This is a genomic window from Amphritea sp. GJ51-11 (assembly GCF_055808735.1).
In genome coordinates, this window is record NZ_CM147881.1 from 551,159 (window position 1) to 576,585 (window position 25,427).

At 49.0% G+C, this 25,427-nt stretch carries 24 protein-coding genes and 1 tRNA gene; 15 read left to right on the plus strand and 10 right to left on the minus strand.

The features are described from left to right. Positions 1-38: 38 nt before the first annotated feature. Positions 39-377, minus strand: a complete 339-nt coding sequence (locus AC0L4K_RS02370) for a DUF2956 domain-containing protein (protein WP_473268057.1) — start codon at positions 375-377, stop codon at positions 39-41. Between the two features lie 78 nt (positions 378-455). Between AC0L4K_RS02370 and AC0L4K_RS02375 the strand changes: the two genes are divergently transcribed. Next, a complete protein-coding gene (locus AC0L4K_RS02375) occupies positions 456-1,382 on the plus strand; it encodes a DUF808 domain-containing protein (protein WP_473268058.1) in 927 nt (308 codons plus the stop codon). A gap of 140 nt (positions 1,383-1,522) precedes the next feature. Here AC0L4K_RS02375 and ppa read toward each other — a convergent pair whose 3' ends face one another. Both ppa and AC0L4K_RS02385 read right to left on the minus strand, forming a co-directional pair. Continuing rightward, complete coding sequence (gene ppa / locus AC0L4K_RS02380; RefSeq protein WP_215952577.1) at positions 1,523-2,056, minus strand: inorganic diphosphatase; 534 nt, start codon at positions 2,054-2,056, stop codon at positions 1,523-1,525. A gap of 112 nt (positions 2,057-2,168) precedes the next feature. Continuing rightward, the gene (locus tag AC0L4K_RS02385) at positions 2,169-3,140 is read right to left on the minus strand and encodes a class 1 fructose-bisphosphatase (RefSeq protein WP_417224869.1); all 972 of its coding nucleotides are present in this window, start codon (positions 3,138-3,140) and stop codon (positions 2,169-2,171) included. Between the two features lie 274 nt (positions 3,141-3,414). Between AC0L4K_RS02385 and mpl the strand changes: the two genes are divergently transcribed. The 5 genes from mpl (at position 3,415) to AC0L4K_RS02410 (ending at position 8,009) form a co-directional block, all read left to right on the plus strand. Further along, positions 3,415-4,803 (plus strand): UDP-N-acetylmuramate:L-alanyl-gamma-D-glutamyl-meso-diaminopimelate ligase, encoded by a 1,389-nt coding sequence (gene mpl, locus AC0L4K_RS02390; protein WP_473268059.1) that lies wholly within the window; start codon positions 3,415-3,417, stop codon positions 4,801-4,803. Continuing rightward, on the plus strand, positions 4,803-5,441 hold the full coding sequence (locus AC0L4K_RS02395) for a flavin prenyltransferase UbiX (RefSeq protein WP_417224865.1): 639 nt from the start codon (positions 4,803-4,805) through the stop codon (positions 5,439-5,441). Before mpl ends, AC0L4K_RS02395 begins: the two co-directional genes overlap by 1 nt. 76 nt (positions 5,442-5,517) lie before the next feature. Next, on the plus strand, positions 5,518-6,219 hold the full coding sequence (gene tsaB, locus AC0L4K_RS02400) for a tRNA (adenosine(37)-N6)-threonylcarbamoyltransferase complex dimerization subunit type 1 TsaB (RefSeq protein WP_473268060.1): 702 nt from the start codon (positions 5,518-5,520) through the stop codon (positions 6,217-6,219). A 137-nt stretch (positions 6,220-6,356) separates the two neighbouring features. Next, positions 6,357-7,160: an undecaprenyl-diphosphate phosphatase gene (locus AC0L4K_RS02405; RefSeq protein ID WP_473268061.1), complete on the plus strand. Its 804-nt coding sequence runs from the start codon at positions 6,357-6,359 to the stop codon at positions 7,158-7,160. A 36-nt stretch (positions 7,161-7,196) separates the two neighbouring features. After that, on the plus strand, positions 7,197-8,009 hold the full coding sequence (locus AC0L4K_RS02410) for a class I SAM-dependent methyltransferase (RefSeq protein WP_473268062.1): 813 nt from the start codon (positions 7,197-7,199) through the stop codon (positions 8,007-8,009). Positions 8,010-8,034: 25 nt separating this feature from the next. On the opposite strand, the gene AC0L4K_RS02415 is transcribed toward AC0L4K_RS02410, so the two are convergent. After that, the gene (locus tag AC0L4K_RS02415) at positions 8,035-8,244 is read right to left on the minus strand and encodes a SlyX family protein (RefSeq protein ID WP_417224860.1); all 210 of its coding nucleotides are present in this window, start codon (positions 8,242-8,244) and stop codon (positions 8,035-8,037) included. Between the two features lie 200 nt (positions 8,245-8,444). Between AC0L4K_RS02415 and AC0L4K_RS02420 the strand changes: the two genes are divergently transcribed. After that, positions 8,445-8,852 carry a cold-shock protein gene (locus tag AC0L4K_RS02420; protein WP_417224858.1) on the plus strand — a complete coding sequence of 136 codons (408 nt, stop codon included), beginning with the start codon at positions 8,445-8,447 and terminating at the stop codon, positions 8,850-8,852. A gap of 81 nt (positions 8,853-8,933) precedes the next feature. On the opposite strand, the gene AC0L4K_RS02425 is transcribed toward AC0L4K_RS02420, so the two are convergent. Next, the gene (locus tag AC0L4K_RS02425) at positions 8,934-9,548 is read right to left on the minus strand and encodes a DsbA family protein (RefSeq protein WP_473268063.1); all 615 of its coding nucleotides are present in this window, start codon (positions 9,546-9,548) and stop codon (positions 8,934-8,936) included. Positions 9,549-9,681: 133 nt separating this feature from the next. Here AC0L4K_RS02425 and AC0L4K_RS02430 point away from each other — a divergent pair. Then, a tRNA-Met gene (locus AC0L4K_RS02430) sits at positions 9,682-9,758 on the plus strand. A gap of 256 nt (positions 9,759-10,014) precedes the next feature. Then, complete coding sequence (locus AC0L4K_RS02435; protein WP_473269196.1) at positions 10,015-11,010, plus strand: IS110 family RNA-guided transposase; 996 nt, start codon at positions 10,015-10,017, stop codon at positions 11,008-11,010. Between the two features lie 534 nt (positions 11,011-11,544). Here the strand turns inward: AC0L4K_RS02435 and AC0L4K_RS02440 are convergent. Next, the gene (locus AC0L4K_RS02440; protein ID WP_417224854.1) at positions 11,545-12,219 is read right to left on the minus strand and encodes a cysteine hydrolase family protein; all 675 of its coding nucleotides are present in this window, start codon (positions 12,217-12,219) and stop codon (positions 11,545-11,547) included. 62 nt (positions 12,220-12,281) lie between these two features. Between AC0L4K_RS02440 and AC0L4K_RS02445 the strand changes: the two genes are divergently transcribed. Beyond that, positions 12,282-13,055, plus strand: a complete 774-nt coding sequence (locus AC0L4K_RS02445) for a DeoR/GlpR family DNA-binding transcription regulator (protein ID WP_473268064.1) — start codon at positions 12,282-12,284, stop codon at positions 13,053-13,055. 41 nt (positions 13,056-13,096) lie between these two features. On the opposite strand, the gene AC0L4K_RS02450 is transcribed toward AC0L4K_RS02445, so the two are convergent. Continuing rightward, positions 13,097-14,425 (minus strand): aspartate aminotransferase family protein, encoded by a 1,329-nt coding sequence (locus AC0L4K_RS02450; protein WP_473268065.1) that lies wholly within the window; start codon positions 14,423-14,425, stop codon positions 13,097-13,099. 11 nt (positions 14,426-14,436) lie between these two features. Then, complete coding sequence (locus AC0L4K_RS02455; protein ID WP_473268066.1) at positions 14,437-15,432, minus strand: phosphotransferase enzyme family protein; 996 nt, start codon at positions 15,430-15,432, stop codon at positions 14,437-14,439. A gap of 175 nt (positions 15,433-15,607) precedes the next feature. On the opposite strand from AC0L4K_RS02455, the gene AC0L4K_RS02460 reads away from it, so the two are divergent. From AC0L4K_RS02460 to fabG, 5 genes are all read left to right on the plus strand, one after another. After that, on the plus strand, positions 15,608-16,744 hold the full coding sequence (locus AC0L4K_RS02460; protein ID WP_473268067.1) for an ABC transporter substrate-binding protein: 1,137 nt from the start codon (positions 15,608-15,610) through the stop codon (positions 16,742-16,744). A 122-nt stretch (positions 16,745-16,866) separates the two neighbouring features. Further along, complete coding sequence (locus AC0L4K_RS02465) at positions 16,867-17,928, plus strand: ABC transporter ATP-binding protein (RefSeq protein ID WP_473268068.1); 1,062 nt, start codon at positions 16,867-16,869, stop codon at positions 17,926-17,928. Continuing rightward, positions 17,928-18,782, plus strand: a complete 855-nt coding sequence (locus AC0L4K_RS02470) for an ABC transporter permease (RefSeq protein WP_473268069.1) — start codon at positions 17,928-17,930, stop codon at positions 18,780-18,782. The genes AC0L4K_RS02465 and AC0L4K_RS02470 overlap by 1 nt, the downstream gene beginning before the upstream one ends. Continuing rightward, a complete protein-coding gene (locus AC0L4K_RS02475) occupies positions 18,782-19,597 on the plus strand; it encodes an ABC transporter permease (protein ID WP_473268070.1) in 816 nt (271 codons plus the stop codon). The genes AC0L4K_RS02470 and AC0L4K_RS02475 overlap by 1 nt, the downstream gene beginning before the upstream one ends. Positions 19,598-19,610: 13 nt before the next feature. Continuing rightward, positions 19,611-20,390, plus strand: a complete 780-nt coding sequence (gene fabG / locus AC0L4K_RS02480) for a 3-oxoacyl-ACP reductase FabG (protein WP_473268071.1) — start codon at positions 19,611-19,613, stop codon at positions 20,388-20,390. 199 nt (positions 20,391-20,589) lie between these two features. Here the strand turns inward: fabG and AC0L4K_RS02485 are convergent, their stop codons facing one another. Further along, a complete protein-coding gene (locus AC0L4K_RS02485; RefSeq protein WP_473268072.1) occupies positions 20,590-21,642 on the minus strand; it encodes a Glu/Leu/Phe/Val dehydrogenase dimerization domain-containing protein in 1,053 nt (350 codons plus the stop codon). Between the two features lie 33 nt (positions 21,643-21,675). Further along, on the minus strand, positions 21,676-25,152 hold the full coding sequence (locus AC0L4K_RS02490) for an indolepyruvate ferredoxin oxidoreductase family protein (RefSeq protein WP_473268073.1): 3,477 nt from the start codon (positions 25,150-25,152) through the stop codon (positions 21,676-21,678). Between the last annotated feature and the right edge of the window lie 275 nt (positions 25,153-25,427).

A 25,427-nucleotide genomic window follows, 5' to 3' on the forward strand; every position in this document is an offset into this window, starting at 1 on the left:
CCGCAGGTTGCGTTATTCATCCAGCATGACGCAACCTGTTAGAAAGGGTTGTAAACAACGGCATAGAGAGCGAAGCCTATCCAGCTGAACCATAATAAGCCCCAGCTTAATCGACTCTGTTTGTAAATGGTCACTATCTCTGGAGCTTCTGAATTATTAGCGTTATTCGGCTGTTGTGCTTGTTGCAGTTTGCGCTTTTGTTTGTCTAATTCACGGGCTTTTTCTTTGTGACGCTTTTTGTATTCCTCGATTCCTTTCTGAATACCCTGAGCAATAAGCCTAGTTTGTTCTTTCGTTTGTCCTGGGCGCTGGGTAGCTTTAGCCACCTGTAATGCTTCGGTTACCACCTGTTCAGATACTTTTTGTTTCTTAGCCATAGTCACTCCCTCGGTTTGAGCTGTATTATCTCACGATAACGGGTGACAATGTCTGTTAACAGAAATAAGGATATGTACATGGCCGCTTCAAACCTTCTAGCCTTAATTGACGATATCGCGTCCCTGCTCGATGATGTTGCCGGGATGACGAAAGTCGCCGCCCGTAAAACAGCTGGGGTGCTAGGGGATGATCTGGCGTTGAATGCTGAGCAAGTCTCGGGTGTTAAAGCCGAACGAGAGCTTCCGGTGGTTTGGGCGGTGGCAAAGGGCTCTTTTGTTAACAAGGCTATTCTGGTGCCAGCGGCGCTGGCGATCAGTTACTTTATCCCTTGGTTGATCGTGCCTCTGTTGATGATTGGCGGGTTGTTTCTCTGCTTTGAAGGCTTTGAAAAAGTGTTTCATGCGTTGTTCCATTCACCAGCAGAGAAGGCGGCCCATAAAGCGGAGCTAAAACACGCACTCGAGGATAGTGCAGTTGATTTGGTTGCTTTTGAAAAAGAGAAGATCAAAGGGGCAGTGCGAACCGACTTTATACTCTCCGCCGAGATTATTGTTTTAACGTTAGGCACGGTGGCCGGCGCGTCATTGGTTACCCAGTTGGGAGTGCTGGTGGGCATTTCGCTCATAGTGACGGTGGGGGTCTATGGATTGGTGGCGGGTATTGTTAAGTTGGATGATCTCGGACTTTATATGGTGCGTAAACCCGGTGCGGCCGACCTAACTAAAACTATTGGCCGTGGCATTTTAACGGCGGCGCCGATGCTGATGAAAGGACTCTCTGTGTTAGGTACGGTGGCGATGTTTATGGTGGGCGGCGGAATCTTAGTCCATGGTTTGCCGTTTTTACATCACTTTATCCAGCATTTGACCGAGGGGTTGAATGCGGTTGTTGTGATGTTGTTACCGGTATCGTTAGAAGCGTTGATCGGTGTTGCCGCTGGCGGCGTTGTCTTTATGGTGATTAGCTTGGGAAAAAAACTGGTGGGGAAAACCGAGGCGGCTTGATCTTTAGCCGTTGGTTTTCTGACTGGAGGAGGGGCACAGGTGTTTGGGTTAAATAACCCTGAGCTAAGATAAAGGCAAAAAGTAAGCTACAAAAAGGGCCGATGCATTATACATCGGCCTTTTTTGTTTCGAGCAGCTAATTACTTAGCGGCTTCGTAAGCTTTTTGCGCTTCGATGATCGCAGCTTTGGCGGCGTCAACGCCTTCCCAGCCTTCAACTTTAACCCATTTGCCTTCTTCTAGACCTTTGTAGTTCTCGAAGAAATGCTTGATGCGGGCCAATAGAATGTCTGGCAGGTCAGTGACGTCTTGCACGTCTTTGTAGGCTTTGCTCAGTTTGTCGTGTGGTACGGCAACGAGTTTAGCATCTTCACCGGCTTCGTCGGTCATGTTCAGTACGCCAACGGGGCGGCAGCGAATCACAGAACCGGGTACTACTGGGTAAGGTGTTACTACCAGTACGTCCAGTGCATCGCCATCATCAGCCAAGGTGTTGTTGATGTAACCGTAGTTGGCTGGGTAGAACATAGGCGCCGCCATGAAACGGTCAACGAAGATTGCATCAGAATCTTTGTCGATCTCGTATTTAACCGGATCGCTATCCGCTGGAATCTCGATGATTACATTGATGTCGTTTGGCAGATCATTGCCAGCAGGGACTTTTTCAAAGCTCATGTGTCGCCTTCCTGTTTAAGTGTTAAATCTGTTTAGAATTCTAGGGCTGCATTATATACAGCCCTTGATCATAAGTTGAATACGACTTAAAGATCATAAACTGAGAATTCAGTTAGTCCTTAGCGTGATATTTCATCATGGTTTCGACTTCAGCTTTTGAACCTAGGCCGACGGAAACGCGTTGATGAATTTTTTCTGGCTGGACATCCATAATATGCCCGTAGCAAGTTGTGCTTAAGCCGCCAGCTTGTTCGATAAGGTAACTCATTGGATTACCTTCATACATCAGACGTAGCTTGCCGGGCTTGCTTGGATCACGATTATCCCATGGGTAAAGGAAGATGCCGCCACGGGTGAGGATGCGATGAACTTCGGCCACCATAGAGGCAACCCAGCGCATATTATAACGTTTGCCCAGTGGGCCTTCTTCACCTTGAAGCAGGTCGGAAACATAGGCTTGCATTTCGGGTTCCCAGAAGCGCTGATTTGACATGTTGATGCCAAATTCTTGGGTATGCTCAGGCACTGTGACATTCTCTTCGGTGAGAATGAAATCGCCACCGTGGCTCAGCGTAAACATCTGTACGCCGTTACCGGTAGTGAGAACCAATACCGCACAAGGGCCATACAAAACATAACCGGCGGCGATCTGCTTGCGGCCGCATTGCATGAAGGCCGCTTCTGAACCGCCATCAAGACCTTCAGGGCGTTCTAAAATAGAGAAAATAGTACCGACGGACACGTTAACATCGATATTGGATGAGCCATCCAATGGGTCGAACGTGACAAGGTATTTACCCTCTGGGTTACCGGCAACAGGGTAGTCTTCCTCTTCAGAAGCGATACCCGCAACAGTTGAGTTATCTAACAGCACGGCTTTAAGAATATCGTTAGAGATGATGTCCAGTTTTTTCTGGGTTTCACCCTGAACATTAACGCCTTCGGAGGTGCCCAATACGCCCGCCAGAGCGCCTTCACGCAGTTTAATGGCGATCTCTTTACAGGACAGCATCAGGCTGTCAATCAGTTCAATAAGATCATCGGGAGTGTCGTGGTGCTTGAGGTACTGGTTCAGCAGTCGCATGTGGCCAAAAAACCTGTGGATTTGAGGGGTTAAAAGTTGTGCTGATTTTACGCTGAATTGAGGGTGAATTACACCGTTGAGCGGGTAATTAACGTAAAAAAACGACAATTGTGTGAATCGTGATTTATTTTTTGCAAGTTTTTTTGTGATGCTTCAATAACCGGGTAGCTGAGTTGCTATGATCAACAATGAAAAAGAGCATAACAGAAGTGTCTTAACTGTTATTATGCTGACATTATTTTAGAGTCTAATTGCTGATTTGGAGAAGCTATCCGTGCATGTTCATATATTGGGAATTTGTGGCACCTTTATGGGTAGTTTGGCGGTGCTGGCAAAGGAGCTAGGCCACCGGGTGAGTGGTTCCGATGCCAATGTTTATCCGCCCATGAGTACGCAACTCGAACAGCAGGGAATCAGTTTGATTGAAGGCTATGATCCAGCTCAGCTCGATCCCGCGCCGGATATGATTATTGTTGGTAATGCGATGACTCGGGGAAACCCCTGTGTTGAAGCGATGTTAGACCGTGGCCTACCTTATACCTCAGGCCCCCAGTGGTTATCAGATAACTTATTACGGGACAAATGGGTATTGGCGGTTGCAGGGACTCATGGCAAAACCACCACTGCGACGATGTTGGCTTGGCTGTTGGAATTTGCCGAGATGTCACCGGGTTTTCTGATTGGTGGGGTGCCGAACAATTTTGACCGCTCCGCGCGGGTGGGTGAGAGCCCCTTTTTTGTGATCGAAGCGGATGAATATGACACCGCTTTTTTTGATAAGCGCTCTAAGTTTGTTCATTACCATCCGCGTACCTTAGTGCTGAATAATCTTGAATTTGATCATGGCGATATCTTTGATGACCTCGCGGCAATTCAGCGGCAGTTTCATCATGTGGTCAGAATAGTACCCGCTAACGGTCAGGTGATTATGCCGGCAGGTGTCGCCGCGCTGGATCAGGTAATTGAGCAGGGGTGTTGGACGCCGCTTGTGAAAACCTCGGTGGGCACCGCTCAACAGCTAGATAGTGCAGCTGAATGGCAGGCACGTTTGCTTAAGGATGATGGTTCTGAGTTTGAGGTGTTGCATCAAGGCGAACTCGTTGGCACGGTGCGTTGGCAGATGACCGGCTTACATTCGGTTAATAATGGCTTAATGGCGCTGGTAGCAGCCCGTCATGTGGGCGTACAAATCACCCATGGGATTGAAGGCTTATGTCAATTCGGTGGTGTGAAGCGGCGCATGGAGCTGATCGGTGAGGTAGCGGGCGTTCGGGTATATGATGATTTTGCCCACCATCCCACCGCTATCGAAACCACCCTGCAGGGGATTCGCGCCCAGGTAGGTGATGCGCCGGTGATCGCCGTGATTGAACCCCGTTCTAATACCATGCGTATGGGTATGCATCGGCAGGCGTTAGCGGCCTCGGCAAGACTGGCGGATAAGGTTTATTGGTATCAGCCGGCTGGCTTGGAATGGTCATTACAGGATGTGGTTGATCACTGTGAGAACCCCGCAGTGTTGATGCGAGATACGGCGGATATTATTACTCAGTTGGTTGCTGATGTTCAGCCGGGCAGCCATATCGTGATTATGAGTAATGGTAGTTTTGACGGAATTCACCTGCGTCTGGTCGACGCATTACAAATACAGCAGCAAGGCTGATGGAGTCGAACGTGGCAGAGGCTTATAAAGACAGAATTACGCTCGCCATCACCGGGGCGTCAGGTGCACAGTATGGTTTACGCTTGCTGGAATGCTTGATTGCCGCTCGGTGTCAGGTGTTGGTGATGATCTCGAAAGCCGCACAGGTGGTTATCGCGACGGAAACCGATGAACGATTGCCCGGTTCTGCTAAAGAGCAGGAGGTCTGGTTGACGCAGCGGTTTGCGGCGACGCCGGGGCAACTGCGGGTTTATGGCCGAGAGCAATGGATGGCACCGGTGGCATCGGGGTCAGGCGCGCCGAGTAAAATGGTGGTGTGTCCCTGTTCGACAGGTACATTGTCGGCTATCGCGACGGGGGCGAGTAACAACCTGATTGAGCGGGCGGCAGATGTGGCTCTTAAAGAGCGTCGGCAGTTAATTCTTGTGCCACGGGAAGCGCCTTATTCTGAAATCCATCTAGAGCATATGCTTAAATTGACGCGGATGGGCACGGTGGTAATTCCCGCAAGCCCTGGTTTTTATAACCGTCCACAAAGCGTTGAAGATATGGTCGATTTTGTCGTGGCGCGGATTCTTAATCAGTTGCAAATAGAGCAGCAGCTGATGCCGCGTTGGGGTGAGGATAGCCTTTCCTGATCATAGCGCTTAAAATGCAGCGCTTTTGAGACGTTGCTGCGTCAACCTGTTTACTTTGACATACCGGATAATTGAGATGGCCAAAATTCTTGCCCTGGATACATCCACAGACGCCTGTTCTGTCGCGCTTTCGATTGATGGCGAAATTCAGGAAGATTTTCGTATTATTCCACGCCAACATACCCGCCAGTTATTACCGATGGTCGATGAGATGCTGACTACGGCAGGGCTTAAAGTTAAGCAATTGGATGCCATCGCGTTTGGCCGAGGACCGGGTTCTTTTGCGGGTATTCGTATCGCCACCGGTGCCGCCCAGGGATTAGCATTTGCGGCTGAGCTGCCGGTCTTGCCGATATCGACCTTGGCGGCGATCGCCCTGAAGGCTGCTCGGGAATATCAGGTTGAGCGGATTGTCAGTACGCTGGATGCGCGGATGAACGAGTTGTATAGCTGTGATTACGAAATGCGTGACGGTTTGCCCGTTGCGTTGCGTCATGAAACGGTTAGTGCACCAGAAAATATAGTTGTGCCTGCCGGCGAACGGTGGTTTGCCGCAGGAAAAGGCTGGGTCTATCTCGATAATATGTCGGCTGAGGTACAGCACGCGGTCGGCACCCCGGTACTCGATATCTATCCTTCGGCAGGGCTGATGTGCGAGCTGGCGATAGATGCCTTTGCCCGTGGCGAAGGGGTGTCAGCGGAAGAGGCTCAACCTATTTATTTGCGCGATACCATCTCTTGGAAAAAAATCAGTGAGCAAAAAAAGAAAGGCCAGTAAACCTCTGTTTTTAACAGAACGATTTTATATTCACGGGCTGTGCTAGTTAAGCGAAGTGCGTAGCTTTGGTTGTTCAACATCCTGTGCGCAGTTAATAAGTGCTTTCAATTTAAAAGATTATTAGGAGATTCTTTATCATGGATTGGTTTCAGGTGGTATTTTTGGCGTTATTGCAGGGCCTGACTGAATTTTTGCCGATCTCAAGTTCTGCGCATCTGATTTTACCGTCACAGCTGTTTGGCTGGACCGATCAGGGCTTAGCATTTGATGTGGGTGTGCATATTGGTTCTTTGACTGCGGTAATGATCTATTTTCGTCAGGATATCTGGCGCATGATTGTCGCTTGGACCGGCAGTTTGGCCGGGCGGGGCAAAAGCACCGATTCTCGCTTGGCTTGGTATGTGATTTGGGCGACCTTGCCGGCGGTTGTGGCTGGTTTTATGTTTAACTCGGCGATCGATCATTATGGGCGCAGTATTTTAGTGATCGCTGGTGCGACCCTTATTTTTGGTGCACTGCTTTGGTGGGCTGATTTTAGTCGGACAGAGGTTCGTCCGTTAGAAAAAATTACCCTTAGGGATGCCGTTATTATTGGTTTAGCCCAAGCGGTGGCGTTGATTCCAGGAACATCTCGTTCCGGTATTACTATTACGGCAGGGCTGATGTTGGGGTTGACTCGCCAATCGGCCGCCCGGTTCTCTTTTTTGCTATCAATTCCGGTTATTCTTGGGGCTGGTTTACTCAAAGGCGTCGAGCTGGTGCAGACCGGTACACTGGACCAATGGACAATGGTGCTAGGGGGAACCGTACTTGCCGCGATCAGTGCCTATGCCTGTATCCATCTGTTTTTGCAGTGGTTGGATAAAATCGGCATGTTGCCCTTTGTTATTTACCGCTTGTTACTGGGCTTTGTGTTGCTCGGTGTTTATTTTATGGTCTGACCTGATGGCAGACGTTGATTTTAAAAAGGTGCCGTTTTGACCCCGCAATCCGAACCCGTTAACTCCGCTGGTATTGCCCTGTGTTATGTCGATGAAGCAGGGCAAGAGGACGCTCAGCAGTTAGCGAGTCGTTTGAGCCTGCCGTTGTTAGACCAATATGATCTTAGGGATGAGCAGTTTTCTCAGTTGCTGATCTGCGAGTCTGGTCGTCGCTGTTTGCAGCAAACGGGCCGTAAAGCGCCGGGCCCGGTGTTGGCGGATTTTGTTTCGGGGGCGGTGGCACATCGGCGAAAATTTGGTGGCGGTAAAGGGCAGATGATTGCCAAAGCGGTCGGAATTAAAGGATCGGTACGTCCACAGGTAGCCGATGTTACTGCCGGGCTTGGGCGAGATAGTTTTGTGCTAGCAACCTTAGGCTGCGAGGTGCAGATGGTGGAGCGTTCACCGATTATTCATGCGTTGCTAGAAAGTGGCTTGCAGCAGGCGCAGAGGGATCCAGACGTGGCGGACATTGCGGCTCGGATGCAACTGGTGAATGCCGATAGTATTGACTGGCTAGCCGATCAGTTAACCACTGAGTGTAAGCCGCAGGTGATCTATGTCGATCCGATGTTTCCGCATACCGATAAGTCAGCATTGGTGAAAAAAGAGATGCGGGTGTTTCGTGATATTGTTGGTGACGATCAGGACTCGGCGACTCTGCTTGAGCGGGCGTTAGCACTTGCGGAATATCGGGTGGTGGTTAAACGTCCCCGTAAAGCGCCCACCATTGAGGGGCAGGCCCCCAGTTATCAGCTTAATGGTAAATCCAGTCGTTATGATATTTACACCTTAAAAAGCTTGTTATAACCGGGCGGCTTCTGGCGGTATTCGCTTAATAATGGGGAGGTGGCACATCATCTTCAGGTGCACTGATTTGATCGGGTGCAAACTGTTTCACCTGCTGGTGGAGGGTTTTAATAATTTGCGTTAAGCGTGCAATTTCAGCCCCCTGATTAGCCATCTCTGCACTCATTTTATCTAGCGCATCTTCCTGAAAAGCGACCCGTGATTCCAGATCTTCGAGTAACTGTTGTAGCTTCATAAAATTGTCATTTCCCCTGCGTGTTTTGCCCAGTGGCAATTAATTAGTCGTAATTATACCTTATTCTGGTGCTGTATCAGTGTTTGGGTGGCTAAGCTATTGAAAAAAAGCATAAAACTATGTATATAGAATGGTCTGGGTTCTATTTATCCTGAACTCTGTTGATATTCAATAACTTTAATTAATTATAAGAGATCTATATGAGTGTTAATCAACTTATACGTAGTGTAGTTGTCAGCGCACTCGCCACTGCCATTATCCTTTTTGTACAAGGATCATTGCCAGGTGAAGGCGGGCTGCCGGTTTTTAATATTCTTGTTGTGTTTGCGGTTGTACTCGTTAGCTGTGTTATTGCTGGCTGGGGTTCCGGTAGTGAAGAGGAAGCGGATGAAAATGATGATCGCGAGTTAGGTACTGTAAAGTGGTTTAATGTGTCAAAGGGGTTTGGCTTTATTACCCGTGAAAATGGCGACGATGTGTTCGTTCATTTTCGTAATATTCGGGGGCGCGGTCACCGTTCGCTGACCGAAGGTCAGAGTGTTCGGTTTACGGTGAAAGAGAGTGATAAAGGTTTACAGGCAGAAGATGTGTCTGTTGCCCGCACCTAAGCTAGCCTTTGATTAAAAACGGGAGCATTGGCTCCCGTTTTTTTATGCCTGCGAAAGTCTTATCGCCATCGGTTATATCGATTAGATTAAATTAAGATCGGCGCAACGCTTAAATAAGGCTTCCCGGCTGCAATAACCTGCGCTAATCATCTCCAGCCCAGCATCAGTTTGCACGCCGAGGAAAGGAAATCCTTGGACACCATGCTGCTGACAGAAGCTAAGATCATCAAAGAATGTTTGAGCTGTTTTCTCGCTGCTCATTTGAGCGATAAATTGTTCGCGGTTTAAACCGATCTTTTCTGCCAGGCCCGCCAATACTGGAACATCGGATGGGTTCTGTGCTTCTTGATAGTAGGCTTGCTGAATGGCTTCAGTCATCAGCATGCCGTTGCCCGTCATCATCTGTTCGGCGCTGATGACCGCCCGGCAAGCAGGGTAGGTGGATCTACGGGGTTGGCATCTCTGCCAAAATTCATAGTTAAACGGTGCCCCTGTGCGTTGCTCGATGTTGCGCCATGTTTGGGCAATCGCTGTTTGCATCTGTGGCGGCATGGGTTGGTCACTGTCGGGCGCTAAGCCGCCCATATGGCAAACAAGCTTTATCCCCGGACGTAACTGGCTGATCATCTCTTTTAGTTGAGGGTGAAAGGCGTAACACCAGCTACACATAGGGTCCATAACGTAAATCAGCGTCATATAAGGCTCCGCCCAGAAGGCTTCATTAATTGAGGTTTTAGTTATATCAGATAAAAAGACGTAATTAATGATAAATATTGTTTATTTGCATTGCATAAGTGCCGATGTATCAGTAGTATACGCCCCACGTTGATGCGGGGTGGAGCAGCCTGGTAGCTCGTCGGGCTCATAACCCGAAGGTCGTCAGTTCAAATCTGGCCCCCGCTACCACAACGGAAAATCAGGCTAACCGAAAGGTTGGCTTTTTTTTCGTCTGAAATTTGGCAAGAAAAGCGTCGGGCTCGGCTCTTTATAAACGCTCGGGAAGGTCATCAGTTCCAACTTAGCCCCCGCTACCAACGTAATAATTAAAGGTGTATCGAAAGATATGCCTTAATGAGATGGTTCCCCTCGCTTTTAACCAGCTATGCTGGAAAGGTGACGAAACCAACAAGGAGAACCATCTCATGTATATCAAAGTCCTTAGATCGATTTAGGCAAGTCTTCTTTTCATTTAATGGGTCGTGACGCCCAAGATCAGCAAGTTTGCAAAAAGAAACTCTCTCGTCAAAAACTCATTACGTTTATCGCTCAACTCCCACCATGTCTCATTGCATTTGAGGCCTGCGGCGGTGCTTATTGGTTAGGTCGCCTCTGCTTGGATCATGGTCATGACGTTCGATTAATCCCACCTCAATACGTTAAACCTTTCGTTAAAGACAACAAAAATGACTTTATCGATGCATTGGCGATTACTGAAGCGGCCCGTCGTCCTGACATGCGTTTTGTCGCCGTTAAGTCGATTGAGTCACAAAGTCAGCTCATCATACACCGAGTGCGTGAAGGCTTTGTCGCCGATCGTACCGCCTGTATGTCGCGTATAGGTGCGTTATTATTAGAGTTTGGATTATCTTTCCCGCGTGGGCACTCGGCCATGAAAAGACTGTTTTCATGGTTAAGTATGCAAAAAATAACACGATGCCCAGCCATCATTGGTGAGCTTCAGGTGCTGCATGAGCACTACAGTTATTTAAATGAAAAAATCGCCGCTCAGGACGCAAAAATCGTTAAACAGGTTAAGGAAAGTAGTCGTTGTCAGCTATTAAAAACGGTTCCAGGCATTGGTGACATGACAGCAAGCCAGTTAGCGGCAGAAGTAGGCAATGCGCATCAGTTTAAAAACGGTCGGGAAATGGCTGCCTGGTTAGGGTTGGTGCCACGGCAATATTCAACAGGAGGAAAACCGACATTATTAGGTATTAGTAAACGAGGTAATAAGCGCCTCAGGTGTTTACTGGTACAGGGTGCGAGAGCGATCTTATCGCGATTAGACAGTTATCGAGGCGTAATGTACGACTGGCTAAGAAAGCTACGCGCAAAAAAATCATTTAATACAGTGTGCATTGCCTTAGCGAATAAGCTATCGAGAATAGCCTATGCCATTTTAAGTAAGAATGAGCCTTATCAGGTGCAACAAGTTTAATCGGGTTTGCAATAATAGAGCGTGATGATGAAAACGGTTGACCGTCTGGGTAGTAAACCTGTCACAAAAAACAGCTGTTATAAGCTGTCGGCTTTTTTAAGGGCTATCTGGCGCGGATGCTCATCGTGGAGCGGGAATAAAAGCTTCCCAACTTAAGACTCCGAATACATTAGCGCAAAACCACCTCACGATCACAAATCTATGTTGCAATCATGAGGGGAACCATACATTTTTGTGCCTGAAATTTGAGAATACATGATCATTGTAAGAAAGGCGTCGGGCTCGACTCTTTATAAACGCTCGGGAAGGTCATCTGTTCCAACTTAGCCCCCGCTACCAACGTAATAATTAAAGGTGTATCGAAAGATATGCCTTTTTTTGTGCGTGAAATTTGAGAATACATCGATCATTGTAAGAAAGGCGTCGGGCTCGGCTCTTTATAAACGCCTGGGAAGGTCGTCAGTTCCAACTTAGCCCCGGCTACCACAACGGAAAATCAGGCTAATCGAATGTTCAGCTGTCCAAAGAGTTGATTTACCCGATCATACTGTCGAGGTCTGCTTTGCGGATAACATGACAGTAGATCATATTGATGATTTCTAGTTCCTGTTGGTGAATCTCATCAGTTGCGGCGGCACAGCAATCATCAACCACCAGTACTTCAAAGCTTTCATCGGCTAGGCTTCGTACCGTCGATGAGATGCATTGATCGGTAAAAATGCCCGCGACAATGACCTGCTTGATCCCTATATTATGAAGTGTCAGTCGTAGGTTGGTGCCGGTGAGGGCTGAGTCTGTGGTCTTTAACACGGTGATTTCATCGCCGATCGGGGAAAGCGCTGACACAATCTGACTATCTTCACGTGCCTGTGGTAAAAGTAAGTAGTTAAAGCCAGGTTTTTTCTGACTAAGAGAGCGGTCTCTGCCATTCTCTGTTTGGCAAGCGATACGGGCAAAGATGACTTCTATATTATGTTGTCGTGAAAAGGCGATTAACTCGGCGGTGTTAGGGATAACGGTGTTATTCATCCGCTGGAAAAATGGCTGCCAGCGCCGATTTTCTTGCGTATCGTCTTTCGCCTCAAGGTAGGTGTTCTGTATGTCGACGACCAATAGGGCTGTTTGCTGAGGTTGCAGATGGATATCTTCCGGTTCCTCTGCGGTGGCATAGTAAAAAGATCGATAGGCTGTTTTCCAGTTCCACGTCATTTGTTTCTCCTGAGTAATATCAATATGTTGCACAACTACATAGACTGAGTTAATTTAATTTCATGGTTACCAATAAAAAAACAAAGCGTCAGAAACGCATCATTGAAGAGCTTGGTTTTCAGCCTGGATTGCGTATTACTGAGTTGGCTGAAAAGCTGAGTGTCTCGGCAGAAACTGTTCGTCGAGATCTGGATGAGTTGACCGAGCAGGGGATTATTGATCGAACCTACGGCGGTGCTGTGATACGCAAAAATATGCAAGAGCCGGTGTTGAATGAACGTCAGAACTTGATGGTGGAGGAGCGTCAGAAGATTGCCCGCGCCGCCGTGCCTGTTCTGATGGGTGGTAAGCATTTTATGATCGGTTCGGGTGCGACTACCGTGCATCTCGCTAGGCGTATGGCGTACGAGATGAATAATATTACCGTGTTTACGCACTCTTTTGGGGTTGCTACGGTGTTGTCGCTGAATCCGACCATTAAAGTGTTGATGGCGCCAGGCTGTTATTTTGCGCCAGAAGGCGCGTTGCATGGATCGCAAACTATTCGTTACTTGCAAAATTTCCGAGCTGATTGGGCGATCTTGGGAGCCAGTGGCCTTGATCTGGATGGCGGAAGTGATGCCGTCATTGAGGCCGGTGAGGTGTACGGCGCGATGATTACCCGTTCGACCCGCACCATGATTGTGGCGGATCATAGTAAGTTTAATCTGACTTTTGCCGCTAATTATTGTCGCTGGGAGGAGGTAGATGCGCTGGTCTCTGATGTTCGCCCGACGCAAGCATTGGCCGATGTTATTGAGGCGGCAGGAACATCGGTCGTCACGTTTGATAAGTGAGTCACCGTGTAAGGCGGACGCCTCTGTATATGTCATACAATTCAACTAGGTAGCCTGCCCAGCACTGTTTTTATTGCCTCGATGAAATAATCGGCTTCTTTAAGGTTCAGGCATAAAGGCGGACGTATTTTGAGGGTATGGCCATAGGGGCCTGCAGCACCGATTAATACGTGCTCATCACGCAACCCATTGATAACCTGTGTTGCCAGTGACGGGGAAGGCTCGGCCGTAAGTGGGTCGCACAGGTCTAGGCCGATAAATAGGCCTGCACCTCGAACTTCACCGATACGTAAGTCAGTTTCACTCAGCTTGGTGAGTTGCTGTTTTAAGTAGCCACCAATATTTTTTGCATTCGCTTGCAAGCCCTCCTGCTCGATAACATCCATAACGGCCATTGCTGCTGCCGCGGCGGCGGGTGTGCCTCCAAAAGTATTGAAATAGCCTACATCGTGACAAAATGTTTCCAAAAGGTCTGGTTTGACCACCAGAGCGGCGACGGGGTAGCCATTGCCCATCGGCTTTCCCATGGTGACCATATCGGGTATCACGTTATGCCGCTGGAAACCCCAAAAGCAGTCACCGGTGCGGCCAAAGCCGGGTTGTACTTCATCGGCGATATAGAGACCTCCCGCCTGGTGTATGGTCTCGATGGCGGGCTTTAAAAATCCGGCGGGATCACTAAACACCCCATCACTGGAAAAAATAGAATCGCACAGTAGTGCGGCAATGCCATAACCCCTTGTCTTTAATAGTGCTATCGCTTCTGCTACGGCTTGATTAAAGCCTGTTTCAACATCATTACCAAAGGCGGCGGTACAGGGGGCAGGCACTGTTACCACGTAATCGGGGCAGGAGCCGTTTTTAAGCGCGGAAGGCGACACCTGTGTGACATATTCTGTATTGCCGTGGTAAGCGGTTGAGGTGACGATAAAACCTTGAGAGCCGGTATTGGTTTTCGCGATACGCATGGCTAGATCATTGGCTTCGCTGCCGCTACAGGTCATCACGACATTTTTTAATGTCGATGGCAAAGTCGACTTTAGTTTTTCCAGATAGCTTTCGGTGACATCACTCAGGTAGCGAGAATTGGTGTTGAGTGTTGCTAATTGTTTGGCAATTGCCGCGGACACCTGCGGGTGGCAATGACCAACAGAGGGCACATTGTTATAAAAATCAAGATAGCGAACGCCGGCGGCATCCGTCATCCAGCAGCCGCTGGCGGATACCATCTCTATGGGTTGTTTATAGAACAATACTGAGGCGGCGCCGATATTCTCGGTACGGCGTTTTAGCAGAGGGTTGGCGATAGCTTCCTGATTTCTGGCATCGAAAGCATTCATATCCAGAATGCCACGTTTATTATTCGACATGCGCTTTACCACTATTGATGACTAGAGATGTATTGTGCCGCCATATTGACGGTGACAGCAGTGAATTCGGTACCCAGCTCTTGGGCTGTAGGTGTTTCACTATGACTGGCGAGCCAGGCTGTTAACAACACGCGGCGTAAAAGAATAAAGGTTGGAAACATCGCTTCATCGACGGCTGAAAGCGGGCGGTGATCACGATAACCTTGAATCCAGGCTGATTGCAGGCTGGGTACAAGAGGATCGTCCTCTATAAAACTGATGGCTGCAGCAAAGTCATACATAAACCAACTGAGGCCGCAATCATCGAAGTCAATCACTCCTAAGCGGTTACCGTCGACCAGTAGGTTGGCTAGCCGCAAATCGGCATGTACTAGGCCAAAGCGACGATCTCCCATGCCGTATGCTTCGAGTTGATGGCGGATAATCAAGCAGGCTTCTTCGATAGTTTGTCGGCCGGAGTCAGTCAGGCCAGCAGCGGCGCGCCAATCACCCCATAATGGGCTGGCACCTAACATGGTGTCGAAGTTCCACGTTTTGCGGACAAAGGTAACTGGCCGAACCCAGTTTTGTGAATGATTGTGCAGCTTGGCGCTAATGCTCCCCAGTTGCTGAAAGCCATTGATGAGCTCGGAGTCGGTGGAGGGTTCTTTTCCCGACATAAAGCTGAAGGCAACCACATCGCGTATTTCATTGTTAGTGCTAAATGAAGCAATGGCGGTCCCCGCCTGTGTAGCGATGGGCTTAGGCGTGTCTACAATCTCTTGCTGTCTTAGATCATTAATCCATAACAGTTCTGACTGAATCTCCTCTCGGGTGTGATAGCCCGGGCGATGAACCCGTAGTATGAGCTGCTTATCTTGTGTTGGGTCATAGGCTAGGCAGGTCATATTTTCCGAGATGGTTAATAGTCGTACTTCAGTCTGGTTAGATAAACCCCATTCACCGACCAAGCTCTGAGTCCCACGAAGCAGCTCATCTAGTAATTGATCGTCATATAAACCACTCATAAAGGGTTTCTCCTGGGGCTATTGTTTGATTATTGTTGTTGAAGGTTAAACATAAAATGTTTGACTTACAACAATTATTGATGCAATTTGTGTGTACTTGATCAAAATGTAGCCTGATTTGTTGCAGTGTAACCCATTGCATTTGAATCCTGAGAATTGATAAGAGGGATAGACAATGAAACTTTCTAGACGTGATTTCGCCAAAGCATTGGCGGCTTCAGCCGGTATGGCTGCACTGGGTAATCCTTTTGGGCATTTGAATGCAGCTGAGAGTGATCACCTGAACATTCTTTGTTGGGAAGGTTACAACACGGATGAGGTTTTGGGACCGTTTCGTCGGCTCAACCCGGGGGCAACTATCCGCGCAGAGAGTGGGACATCCGACCCCGATATGATTAATAAGTTACGTGCCGGAGAGGTTAATGTCTGGGATCTGATTAACGTTAACCAGCCTTGGGCTCGGGCTCAGCTTTACCCTGCTGGCTTGATTAAGCCGCTTAATAAAGAACGCTTTATGCCTTACTTTGACAAGATGGCCCCTGCTTTTAAAGAACCTTATCCATTGGCGTTTGCTGACGATGGTGAGTTGATTGGGATGCCGCAACGTTATGGTCCTTTCTCCTTTGTTGTCAATACCGACAAAATAAGCCAGAAAACCGCTGAAGAAGAGGGCTGGAACCTGTTTCTTGACCCGAGTATGAAAGGTCGATATGGCGTTCTTACCTATGATAATTGGAACGTCATTCATATGTGTATTACGGCGGGCGTGAATCCGTTTAAACCTCTAAAAGAGGCCGATTTTGTTGCCTTTAAAGAGACCGCTGAAACCATCTTCGGTGGCGCTAAGCTGCTATCAGATGACTTAGTGGCGATGAATACAGCACTGGTGAATGGTGAAATTGACGCATACTTCACCGGCGGGACCTATACCGCTAGCCCTGCTCGCCTCGATGGTTTGTCAAATATTCGCGCCATTACGCCGAAATCAGGCCCGATTGACGGTAAAGGCGGCGTTGCTTGGATTGAGTTGACCTCTTTGGTGAACAACCCTAAGCCAACAACCTTGGCGGAAGACTTTCTTGAGTTTGTGCAACAACCAGAAATTGCTAAAGCCGTCGGTTTTGCCGAAGGCACCTATAACCCAGTAAGCCAGATGGGTGACCCGAAGGTATTTAGTTTGTGGTCTGCTGAGGAGCTGGATGCGATCCAATGGGACACTATTGAAGAGGAGATGTCGCTATCGGTTGAGTATGACAAAGTGGCGTCATATGACGAACTGATCACCATTTATAACGCCGTGAAACGGGCTTGATGCTATGCCGGCAACCTTAAATCATTAGCTAAGTCTGTAATAGTTTAAGGCTGCCGGTTCGGTTGAGGCCGGAAACTTCACGCGCAACGGTTATGACATGTTTATAGTTTGGATGAGAATCAATGAAGGCATTACCGATTTTAAGCATTGCTGGGTTGTATAAAAAATTTGGTGAGTTTACGGCCCTCAATAGTATCGACCTTGATGTGAAAGAGGGGGAGTTTTTAGCCATCGTCGGACCTTCTGGCAGTGGTAAAACAACCCTGATTCGGTTGCTGGTGGGGATGGATGAAGCAAACGAAGGTACCATCTGGTTGCGTAATAAACGCATCGATACAGTGCCAGCTAATAAGCGGCCCACCTGTATGGTATTTCAATCATTAGCGCTGTTTCCCCATATGACGGTGGGGCAGAATATTGAGTTTCCTTTAAAGATTAAAGGGGTTAATGCGGCAGAGCGTAAGCAACGCGCCTTAGAATTATTAGATCTGTTGCGCTTACCTCAAGATTACTATGAAAAAGGTGTCAATCAATGTTCCGGCGGAGAGAAGCAGCGGGTGGCTTTAGCGCGGGCATTGGCGTTTGATCCTGAAATACTCTTTTTTGATGAGCCGCTATCGGCATTGGATTACCGGCTACGTAAGACATTAGAGAAAGAGTTAAAAGATCTTCATGCCCGTACCGGCAAAACCTTTATCTATATTACTCATAGCCTTGAAGAAGCGATGGGTATGAGTGATCGTATCGCGATTATGCGCAAAGGTGAATTTGAGCAAATAGCGCCTGCCGATGAAATTTATACTCAGCCTGTCAGCCGTTTTGTTGCCGAGTTTATGGGTGATGTAAATTTGTTTGATATCGGCCATTCAGCGGCAGATGAACTTCAGATCTCTAAGGCGGCAGCTAGTTCGCTGAGTTTACAGGATGAGGTGGGGGCACTTATGGTGCGCCCAGAAAATGTAAAATTTATCAGTGCGGATGGTGATGCCGACCTTAAAATACAGGGAACAATTACAGCCGACTTTAATCTTGGTTCACGCATTCAGTATGAGGTCCACACCCCTCATGGTAAGCGCTTAATTGTTGAGGCTCTGCGTGATGATATGTATCAGGGAGCGCTGAATGATGAGGTCACATTAGGCTGGAGCGCCAACCACAGTCACTTGATTAGGGAGAGGGTCTAATGCAACGTTTAGATCAACGCTTAGGTGCCTTGTGTGCGTTGCCGATTATAGTGCTGTTAACCTTGTCATTTTTGGCGCCTTTAGGCGTGGTGGCAGCTTTTTCTATTATGCCGGAGAAAGTCTTCTCACTGGCTAATATGCCGGATTTCTCAGCCTACGCAGAGATTTTTAAACAGGGTTATTGGAAATCGCTGGCGTGGTCTTTAGGAATGGCGTTTGCGGCGACGTTATGTTTGCTTATTATTTGTTGGCCGTTAGCCTTTGCCATGGCCAAAGTGTTTAAAAAGTTCACGCTTGTGCTAACCATTGGTGTGGTGATGACGCTGTTTGTCTCTGAAAATATCCGCATGTTTGGTTGGGTGCTGACACTCATGAAAGGTGGGCTGGTTGAAGGCTATCTGCGCCATTGGTTTGGGCTTGGCTTTGATGGACTGCTGTATAATGTGCCCATCATCGTTTTTGGTCTCGTCTATGTTTACTTTCCCTTTATGCTATTTCCTCTGGCGCAGGGTATTTCGATGGTGCCCGATGATGCTCGTCAGGCGGCAGCAGATTTAGGTGCTAGCCGCGTACGGATTTTTTGGGAGATTGATTTACCGCTGGCCGCACCTGGCATTGTGGTTGGTGCGTTACTCACCTTTGTATTGGCCGCTGGTGCACTGGCTGAATCAAAGCTGTTGGGCGGGCAGGCGGTGATTGTGATCGCCGATGAAATTGAAACTGCCTTCACCTATGGGCAAAACTGGCCCCTAGGGTCCGCTTTATCAATGCTGCTTATTACGCTGATTGGTGGGTTGTCATTGTGGGTGGTTAGCCGTGTCGATCTGGATACGATTATGGGAGGTAAGCGCTAATGGCTCAGTCATCACGAACAAATCGAGCATTATTGGTTTACGGTATAGCGGCACTGGTGTTTCTTTACCTACCATTAATTGCGGTGTTTTTTGCTTCTATATCGAAAGGGCGTTATCTCTCGTTCCCTATTCGTGCGTATGACACCAAGTGGTATGGCGCAGCATTGCAAAGTGATACGGTGACTGAATTGTTACGTATCTCGTTACAGGTTGCCGGCATCGTAACCATTATTAGTATGGTCGTGGGGTTCTTTGGCGCACTGGCGTTTGCCCGTTACCATTGGCGTTTTAGGAAGCTTTATCAGAAACTGATTCTGCTGCCGATTTTCTTTCCCCAAACCGTTTTAGGCTTGGCTCTGTTGATGTGGTTTAACGCCCTTGAGGTGATTCCGACCTGGCATACGGCGGTGATTGCGCATCTTGTTTGGATCTCACCAATCGCAACACTAATTATCTCGATCAGGGCGTTTAGTTTTGATCCGACACTGGAAGAAGCTGCGCGTGATATGGGCTGCTCAACATTTCAGATCATGAGGGAGGTTACAATTCCTTTGTTGATGCCGGGTGTTATTTCAGCAGGATTGTTTGCTTTTCTACTGAGTTGGGGGAATTTCCCGCTATCGTTATTTACCACGGGGGCGGATTCAACGTTGCCGGAATGGTTATACGCCAAGATGGTGTCTGGTTATTCACCGCTGGTGCCGACGGTCGGTATCTTGACGGTACTTTCTTCCGCCTTGGTGTTAGCGATTGCACTGATAGCGCCCTCTGTGCCGGCGTTTTTAGCACGTTTTAAAAAGACAAATACCCCTTAAGGAGATGAGTGATATGTTAACTTCTATTGCAGGGAAAACCTGTATTGTAACCGGTGCATCGAAAGGCATTGGTAAAGGCATTGCTCACGTTTTTGCCGCACAAGGGGCAAAGGTGATGGTCGTTGCTCGTGGAGAAGCCGACGCGGTAAGCGCCGTTAAAGAGATTGTGGCGGCAGGCGGCGAGGCCGACTACTGTTGTTGCGATATGTCTGAATGGAGCCAGGTTGAAGCGATGTTCGCTAAGACTGCTGAGGTGTTTGGTAGTGTCGATATCGTTTGTGCTAATGCCGGTATTTTTCCACAGGTGAAAATTGCCGATATGAACCCGGACGATTGGGATCATGTGATGTCGACTAATTTGAAAAGCACATTTCTGACGGTGAAAGCAGCAATCCCTTATTTTGAAAAAGCTGGAGAGGGTCGAGTGGTGGTTACTTCATCCATTACGGGTCCTGTCACTGGGTTTCCTGGTTGGTCTCATTATGGCGCATCAAAAGCTGGGCAGTTGGGCTTTATGAAAACCGCCGCGATGGAACTGTCACGCTATAACACCACCATCAATGCGGTAATGCCTGGCAATATCTATACGGAGGGTTTGCAGGGATTAGGGCAGGATTATCTGGATACCATGGCTGCGTCTATTCCACTGAAGCGGTTGGGAACAGTGGCGGATATTGCTAATGCGGCACTGTTCTTTGCCTCTAAAGAAGCGGCGTATATTACCGGTCAGCAGATCATTGTTGATGGCGGTCAGATTTTACCTGAATCGTTGGAAGCGATCGCCGAGATTTGATTGGCTAAGGGAAAGGCACTTATTTTAAGTCGAACTGAATGATGTTGCGGGCGTATCGGGTGGCCTTGAAGGCGTTGTTGTAAGCTGTCGTGATAGTGAGGTGCTTAGGCCGTTTGGTCATTCGGTATTACCCGATATGATTTGTTAGGCAGAAAAACTAGCCCATCAATGATGGGCTAGGTAGAAGCGGAGAGCGTGGTTACTTTTTGAAGCGCTCTTCCGCTAGGGTATTCGCAATCTCACCGGTGGGGCGTTGTTGTTCGTTGGCGCGATTGAAAATCTCGCTGAGAGTGTCGTCAATCGTTTCGATATGAGCACGCACTTTGTTGTGATCATGGCCGATACGATCATAGAAAATATCGATGATACCTCCGGCATTCAGCACATAATCGGGTGCATAGAGAATGCCCCGTTCACGTAACATCTGATCATGGCGCGGTGCGGCCAATTGATTGTTGGCTGCTCCTGCTATAACACGGGCTTTGATCTGTGGAATAGTGTCATCGTTGAGGATTGCGCCGAGTGCACAGGGCGCAATAACATCCACATCCAATGATAAAATTTCACTTTGTGCCACTGGGGTAGCGCCAAACTGCTGCACCGCCCGTTGTACCTGATCTGGGTGGATATCGGTGACATAGAGTTCTGCGCCAGCGTGGTGTAGATATTCTGCCAGCCGATAACCGACATTACCGATTCCTTGAATGGCGACTTGAAGGCCGTTCAGTTCAGTGCGGCCTAGTTGATGGCGCACCGCCGTTTTTAAACCGATAAAGGTGCCATAGGCAGTGGCAGGTGAAGGATCGCCGTTACTCGGTTGACCATCGATACCTAAGTGCGCGGTGATACCGGCCACGTTGTGGGTATGTTGTGCCATGACTTGCAGGTCGGCGACAGAGGTTCCCGAGTCTTCAGCGGCAATATACTGATGCCCAGTGCGTTCAAGAAAACGCCCCATCGCGGCTAACAGATCCGCCGTTTTATGCTGGCGCGGATCGCCGATAATGACGGATTTACCGCCGCCGAGATCTAGGTTGGCGAGGGCTGATTTATAGGTCATTCCCCGGGATAGGCGCAGTACGTCGTTGAGGGCTTCCGCGTCCGAGCGGTAGTTCCACATGCGACAGCCACCTAGCGCTGGGCCGCGATGGGTATTATGGATAGCGATAATGGCTTTTAGGCCGGTTATCTTATCGTGGCAGAAGACTACCTGTTCGTGGTTATCAAATTCGGTATGACTAAAAACAGACATAACGGTTTTCCTGAAGCTGCTGAGTGTTGATGTTTAAACCGCGACCTGTGACTGTGTGCTGTCCAGTTGGCGAATGCGTCCTAATAGTTGCTGACGTGTCTGCTGTGCTTTTTCGTAGGCGGCATCTTTCACCGGACCATAGCCACGAATAACGGCGGGCAGTCTCGCCAGTTCAACGGCATCTTGAAGGTTATCAACACTAAGATTGTTCATGATGGCGGCGATATCCTGTTCATATTCACGGATTAAGCGTCGTTCAAGGCGACGGTCAGCGCTGTAACTAAAGATATCCAGCGGTGTACCTCGCAAGGTTTTGGCGCGCGCCAGCAGACGGAACAGCGGTAGAATCTTTTCGCTGAAGGTGCGTTTTTTAGGTCGCCCTGTGGCGCTATTAATACGTGATATCAGTGGTGGTGCTAGATTAAATTCGAGTTTGAAATCGCCTTCAAACTGGCTTTCTAGCTGCTGCCTGAAATCGGCAGACGTGAGTAAGCGCGCCACTTCATATTCATCTTTATAGGCGAGCACTTTGGCATAGTTTTCAGCCACGGCTAGACTCAGTGAGTGGCCTTTTCCCAGTGTTTTTTCAGCATCACTGACCTGTTTGACCAGCGTTGCATAGCGTTTTGCCAGTGCGGCATTTTGATACTGTTGCAGGTGCTCAGTTTCCAGGCTGACCAGTTCATCGAGTCCTGGCATCATTTTGACTGGCTCGATATTGGTTGCTGGGGTGGCGATCTGCTCAACTTGTTGCAGATTATGGGCGGCACGACGTCCCCATAACAGTGCTTGTTTATTGGCATCGGCGGCAACACCGTTCAGTTCGATCGCCTGTTCGATAGATGCCAGTGTGAGTGGAATCAACCCTTGTTGCCAAGCATAACCGATGCAGAAAAGGTTAACCGCCATACCATCACCGAGTAGATTGGTGGCGAGGGTGGTGGCATCGAGGCAGAAACTGCTCTGTGGCTTAGCGGTATTACGGATAACCTGTTCCATCGCTGCATTGGGCACCTGCACATCCGGATCTCGGGTAAACGCAGCGGGCATGGTTTCATGGGTGTTGATGACCACTTGGCTGCGTGCGCGGTCGAGTTTACCCAGTGCCTCTTCACTCGCGCCGACCATCAAATCAAAGCCGATGAGTAAGTCTGCCTCGCCCGCAGGAATGCGCACGGTATGAATCTGCTCCTGCGTATCGGCAATACGTATGTGACTCATGACGGCGCCAAACTTCTGGGCTAGACCGATCTGATCCAATACCCCAGCACCTTTACCTTCGATATGTGCTGCCATTCCGAGCAGGGCGCTCACGGTGACAACGCCGGTGCCACCAACGCCGGTGAGTAGAATATTGTAGGGCGTAGAGCATTGAGGAAGCTGTGGGGTGGGCAGTTCAGGGAAGCTGCTGAGCTTGCCTAAAGGTTCCGGTTTGCGCAGCTTGCCGCCCTTGACAGTGACAAAACTGGGGCAAAAACCACGCACACAACTGAAGTCTTTATTACAGGCGGATTGATCGATCGCCCGCTTACGACCACGGCTGGTTTCTTTGGGCAGTAACGATAGACAGTTAGATTGCACGCCGCAATCGCCACAGCCTTCGCAGACATCCTGATTAATAACGACTCGTTTTTGCGGATCGCTTAACTCTCCGCGCTTGCGGCGACGACGTTTTTCGGCGGCACAGGTCTGATCGTAGACCATCGCGGTACAGCCGGGAATGTCACGTAGTTCTAGCTGAACCTGTTGTAAGTCATCTCGATGGTGAAAAGTAACGCCTTCAGCAAAGGCTGAACGGCTAGGGTATTTATCCGGTTCATCACTGACAACGGCGATGCGGTGCACCCCTTCGCCATAGAGCTGGTGGGTAATCTGTTGTACGGTGAGCTGACCATCGATCGGTTGGCCGCCCGTCATGGCGACGGCATCGTTGTATAGCACCTTATAGGTGATATTGGCCTTAGAGGCGATCGCGGCTCTGATGGCTAATAAGCCTGAGTGGAAATAGGTACCATCGCCGAGGTTTTGGAATACATGATTGTTGTCGGTAAAGGGGGCTTGGCCTATCCAAGTTGCGCCTTCGCCGCCCATTTGGGTAAACGTATCGGTGCCGCGATCCATCCACGTGGCCATATAATGACAACCGATTCCGCCTAGCGCGCGGCTGCCTTCGGGTACGACGGTCGAGGTGTTGTGCGGACAGCCAGAGCAAAAGTGAGGCGTACGCTCTAATAGTGCCCGAGGCTGTGACAGTTCATATTCTTTCTCTGTCAGGAAGGCGAGCCGCTGAGTAACTTGTTCACTGTTATAAAACGGTGCGATACGGGCGGCAATGGCACGCGCAATCATCGCGGGGGTGAGTTCGCTGAGGCTGGTCAGTAGCTCATTACCAAGCGTATCTTTTTTGCCGACAATGGTCGGGCGGGTCGTTTGAGCACGATCTTGCCAGCTATAGAGGTGTTCTTTGAGCTGGTCTTCGATAAGACCGCGCTTCTCTTCAATGACCAGAATTTCATCTAAACCATCGGCAAACTCATAGATGCCTTCGGGTTCTAGCGGCCATGGCATCGCCACTTTATACAGGCGGATGCCGAGTTCGGCGGCTTGCTGGTGGCTGATACCCAGGTCTTCCAATGCTTGTAAGACATCCAGATAGGATTTGCCGGTGGTGACAATGCCAAAACGAGGCTGCGGGGTATCAATAATAATTTTATCTAATCGATTATGGCGGCAAAATGCTTGTGCGGCACGAATTTTATAGCGATGTAGGCGCTCTTCCTGCTGCATGGGTTTGTCGGGCCAGCGGGCATTAAGGCCGTCGGCGGGTAGCTCGAAATCATCAGGAGTATTGATGGCTAAGCGATCATGATCGAGATTCGCTGAGATCGCTGAATCCATCACTTCTGCCAGCGCTTTTAAACCAACCCAGCAGCCGCTGTAGCGTGACATTGCCCAACCGTAGAGACCGTAATCCAGCATCTCTTGGATTCCGGCAGGATAAAGCACCGGGATCATCGCATCCATAAAAGCGTAATCGCTTTGGTGTGGTAGGGTCGATGATTTGCAGGCATGATCATCGCCGGCAATCGCTAGCACACCACCGTACTGAGAGGTACCGAAGGCATTGGCATGTTTCAGCACATCGCCAGTACGATCGACACCGGGGCCTTTGCCATACCAGAGGCCGAACACGCCATCGTAACGAGCACCTTCAAAGACGTTAACCTGTTGTGATCCCCAGACCGCCGTTGCGCCGAGGTCTTCATTTACCCCCGGTTGAAAGACGATATTTGCGGCTTCTAAGTGGTCGCGTATCTGCCACAGTGTTTTGTCAAAGTTGCCTAATGGCGATCCCCGGTAACCAGAAATAAAACCAGCGGTGTTGTGGCCTGCTTTTTTATCGCGCGCGGCTTGCAACATCGGCAGTCGAGCTAACGCTTGGCTACCGGTGATATATACTCGGCCCGATTGCTTGTCCCACTTATCTTGTAAAGAAACAGAATTTGTCATGCGGATGGCTCCAGGTTCTGAACGGCACAGGTCTGTGTTTCGTTACAGAACGAATCAGAAAATAGGTCAACAGATCAATGATGGATCAGATGCTAGACGGCAAACTATGTCGATGATGGATAATCGGTTTTCGCGCAGCGAAAGATGCGTTGGAGTAGGTTATTGCAAAAGGTAACGCAGATTGGCACAGCAGGGTGCGCCGAACAGAGTGGCGGTTATTCATGGTGATTACCTTTAGCCTTCGCTGGATCACAGCTAGGTCTATATATTGTTTT

Excerpts from the sequence above, each read along its gene's own strand:
- AC0L4K_RS02370 (WP_473268057.1), bottom strand. The coding sequence starts at position 377 with ATGGCTAAGAAACAAAAAGTATCTGAACAGGTGGTAACCGAAGCATTA.
- AC0L4K_RS02460 (WP_473268067.1), top strand. The coding sequence starts at position 15,608 with ATGAAACTTTCTAGACGTGATTTCGCCAAAGCATTGGCGGCTTCAGCC.
- AC0L4K_RS02425 (WP_473268063.1), bottom strand. The coding sequence starts at position 9,548 with ATGACGCTGATTTACGTTATGGACCCTATGTGTAGCTGGTGTTACGCC.
- AC0L4K_RS02405 (WP_473268061.1), top strand. The coding sequence starts at position 6,357 with ATGGATTGGTTTCAGGTGGTATTTTTGGCGTTATTGCAGGGCCTGACT.
- AC0L4K_RS02450 (WP_473268065.1), bottom strand. The coding sequence starts at position 14,425 with ATGTCGAATAATAAACGTGGCATTCTGGATATGAATGCTTTCGATGCC.
- AC0L4K_RS02465 (WP_473268068.1), top strand. The coding sequence starts at position 16,867 with ATGAAGGCATTACCGATTTTAAGCATTGCTGGGTTGTATAAAAAATTT.
- AC0L4K_RS02385 (WP_417224869.1), bottom strand. The coding sequence starts at position 3,140 with ATGCGACTGCTGAACCAGTACCTCAAGCACCACGACACTCCCGATGAT.
- ppa (WP_215952577.1), bottom strand. The coding sequence starts at position 2,056 with ATGAGCTTTGAAAAAGTCCCTGCTGGCAATGATCTGCCAAACGACATC.
- AC0L4K_RS02475 (WP_473268070.1), top strand. The coding sequence starts at position 18,782 with ATGGCTCAGTCATCACGAACAAATCGAGCATTATTGGTTTACGGTATA.
- AC0L4K_RS02375 (WP_473268058.1), top strand. The coding sequence starts at position 456 with ATGGCCGCTTCAAACCTTCTAGCCTTAATTGACGATATCGCGTCCCTG.
- AC0L4K_RS02420 (WP_417224858.1), top strand. The coding sequence starts at position 8,445 with ATGAGTGTTAATCAACTTATACGTAGTGTAGTTGTCAGCGCACTCGCC.
- AC0L4K_RS02415 (WP_417224860.1), bottom strand. The coding sequence starts at position 8,244 with ATGAAGCTACAACAGTTACTCGAAGATCTGGAATCACGGGTCGCTTTT.
- AC0L4K_RS02490 (WP_473268073.1), bottom strand. The coding sequence starts at position 25,152 with ATGACAAATTCTGTTTCTTTACAAGATAAGTGGGACAAGCAATCGGGC.
- AC0L4K_RS02445 (WP_473268064.1), top strand. The coding sequence starts at position 12,282 with ATGGTTACCAATAAAAAAACAAAGCGTCAGAAACGCATCATTGAAGAG.
- fabG (WP_473268071.1), top strand. The coding sequence starts at position 19,611 with ATGTTAACTTCTATTGCAGGGAAAACCTGTATTGTAACCGGTGCATCG.
- AC0L4K_RS02455 (WP_473268066.1), bottom strand. The coding sequence starts at position 15,432 with ATGAGTGGTTTATATGACGATCAATTACTAGATGAGCTGCTTCGTGGG.
- AC0L4K_RS02470 (WP_473268069.1), top strand. The coding sequence starts at position 17,928 with ATGCAACGTTTAGATCAACGCTTAGGTGCCTTGTGTGCGTTGCCGATT.
- AC0L4K_RS02485 (WP_473268072.1), bottom strand. The coding sequence starts at position 21,642 with ATGTCTGTTTTTAGTCATACCGAATTTGATAACCACGAACAGGTAGTC.
- tsaB (WP_473268060.1), top strand. The coding sequence starts at position 5,518 with ATGGCCAAAATTCTTGCCCTGGATACATCCACAGACGCCTGTTCTGTC.
- AC0L4K_RS02395 (WP_417224865.1), top strand. The coding sequence starts at position 4,803 with ATGGAGTCGAACGTGGCAGAGGCTTATAAAGACAGAATTACGCTCGCC.
- AC0L4K_RS02440 (WP_417224854.1), bottom strand. The coding sequence starts at position 12,219 with ATGACGTGGAACTGGAAAACAGCCTATCGATCTTTTTACTATGCCACC.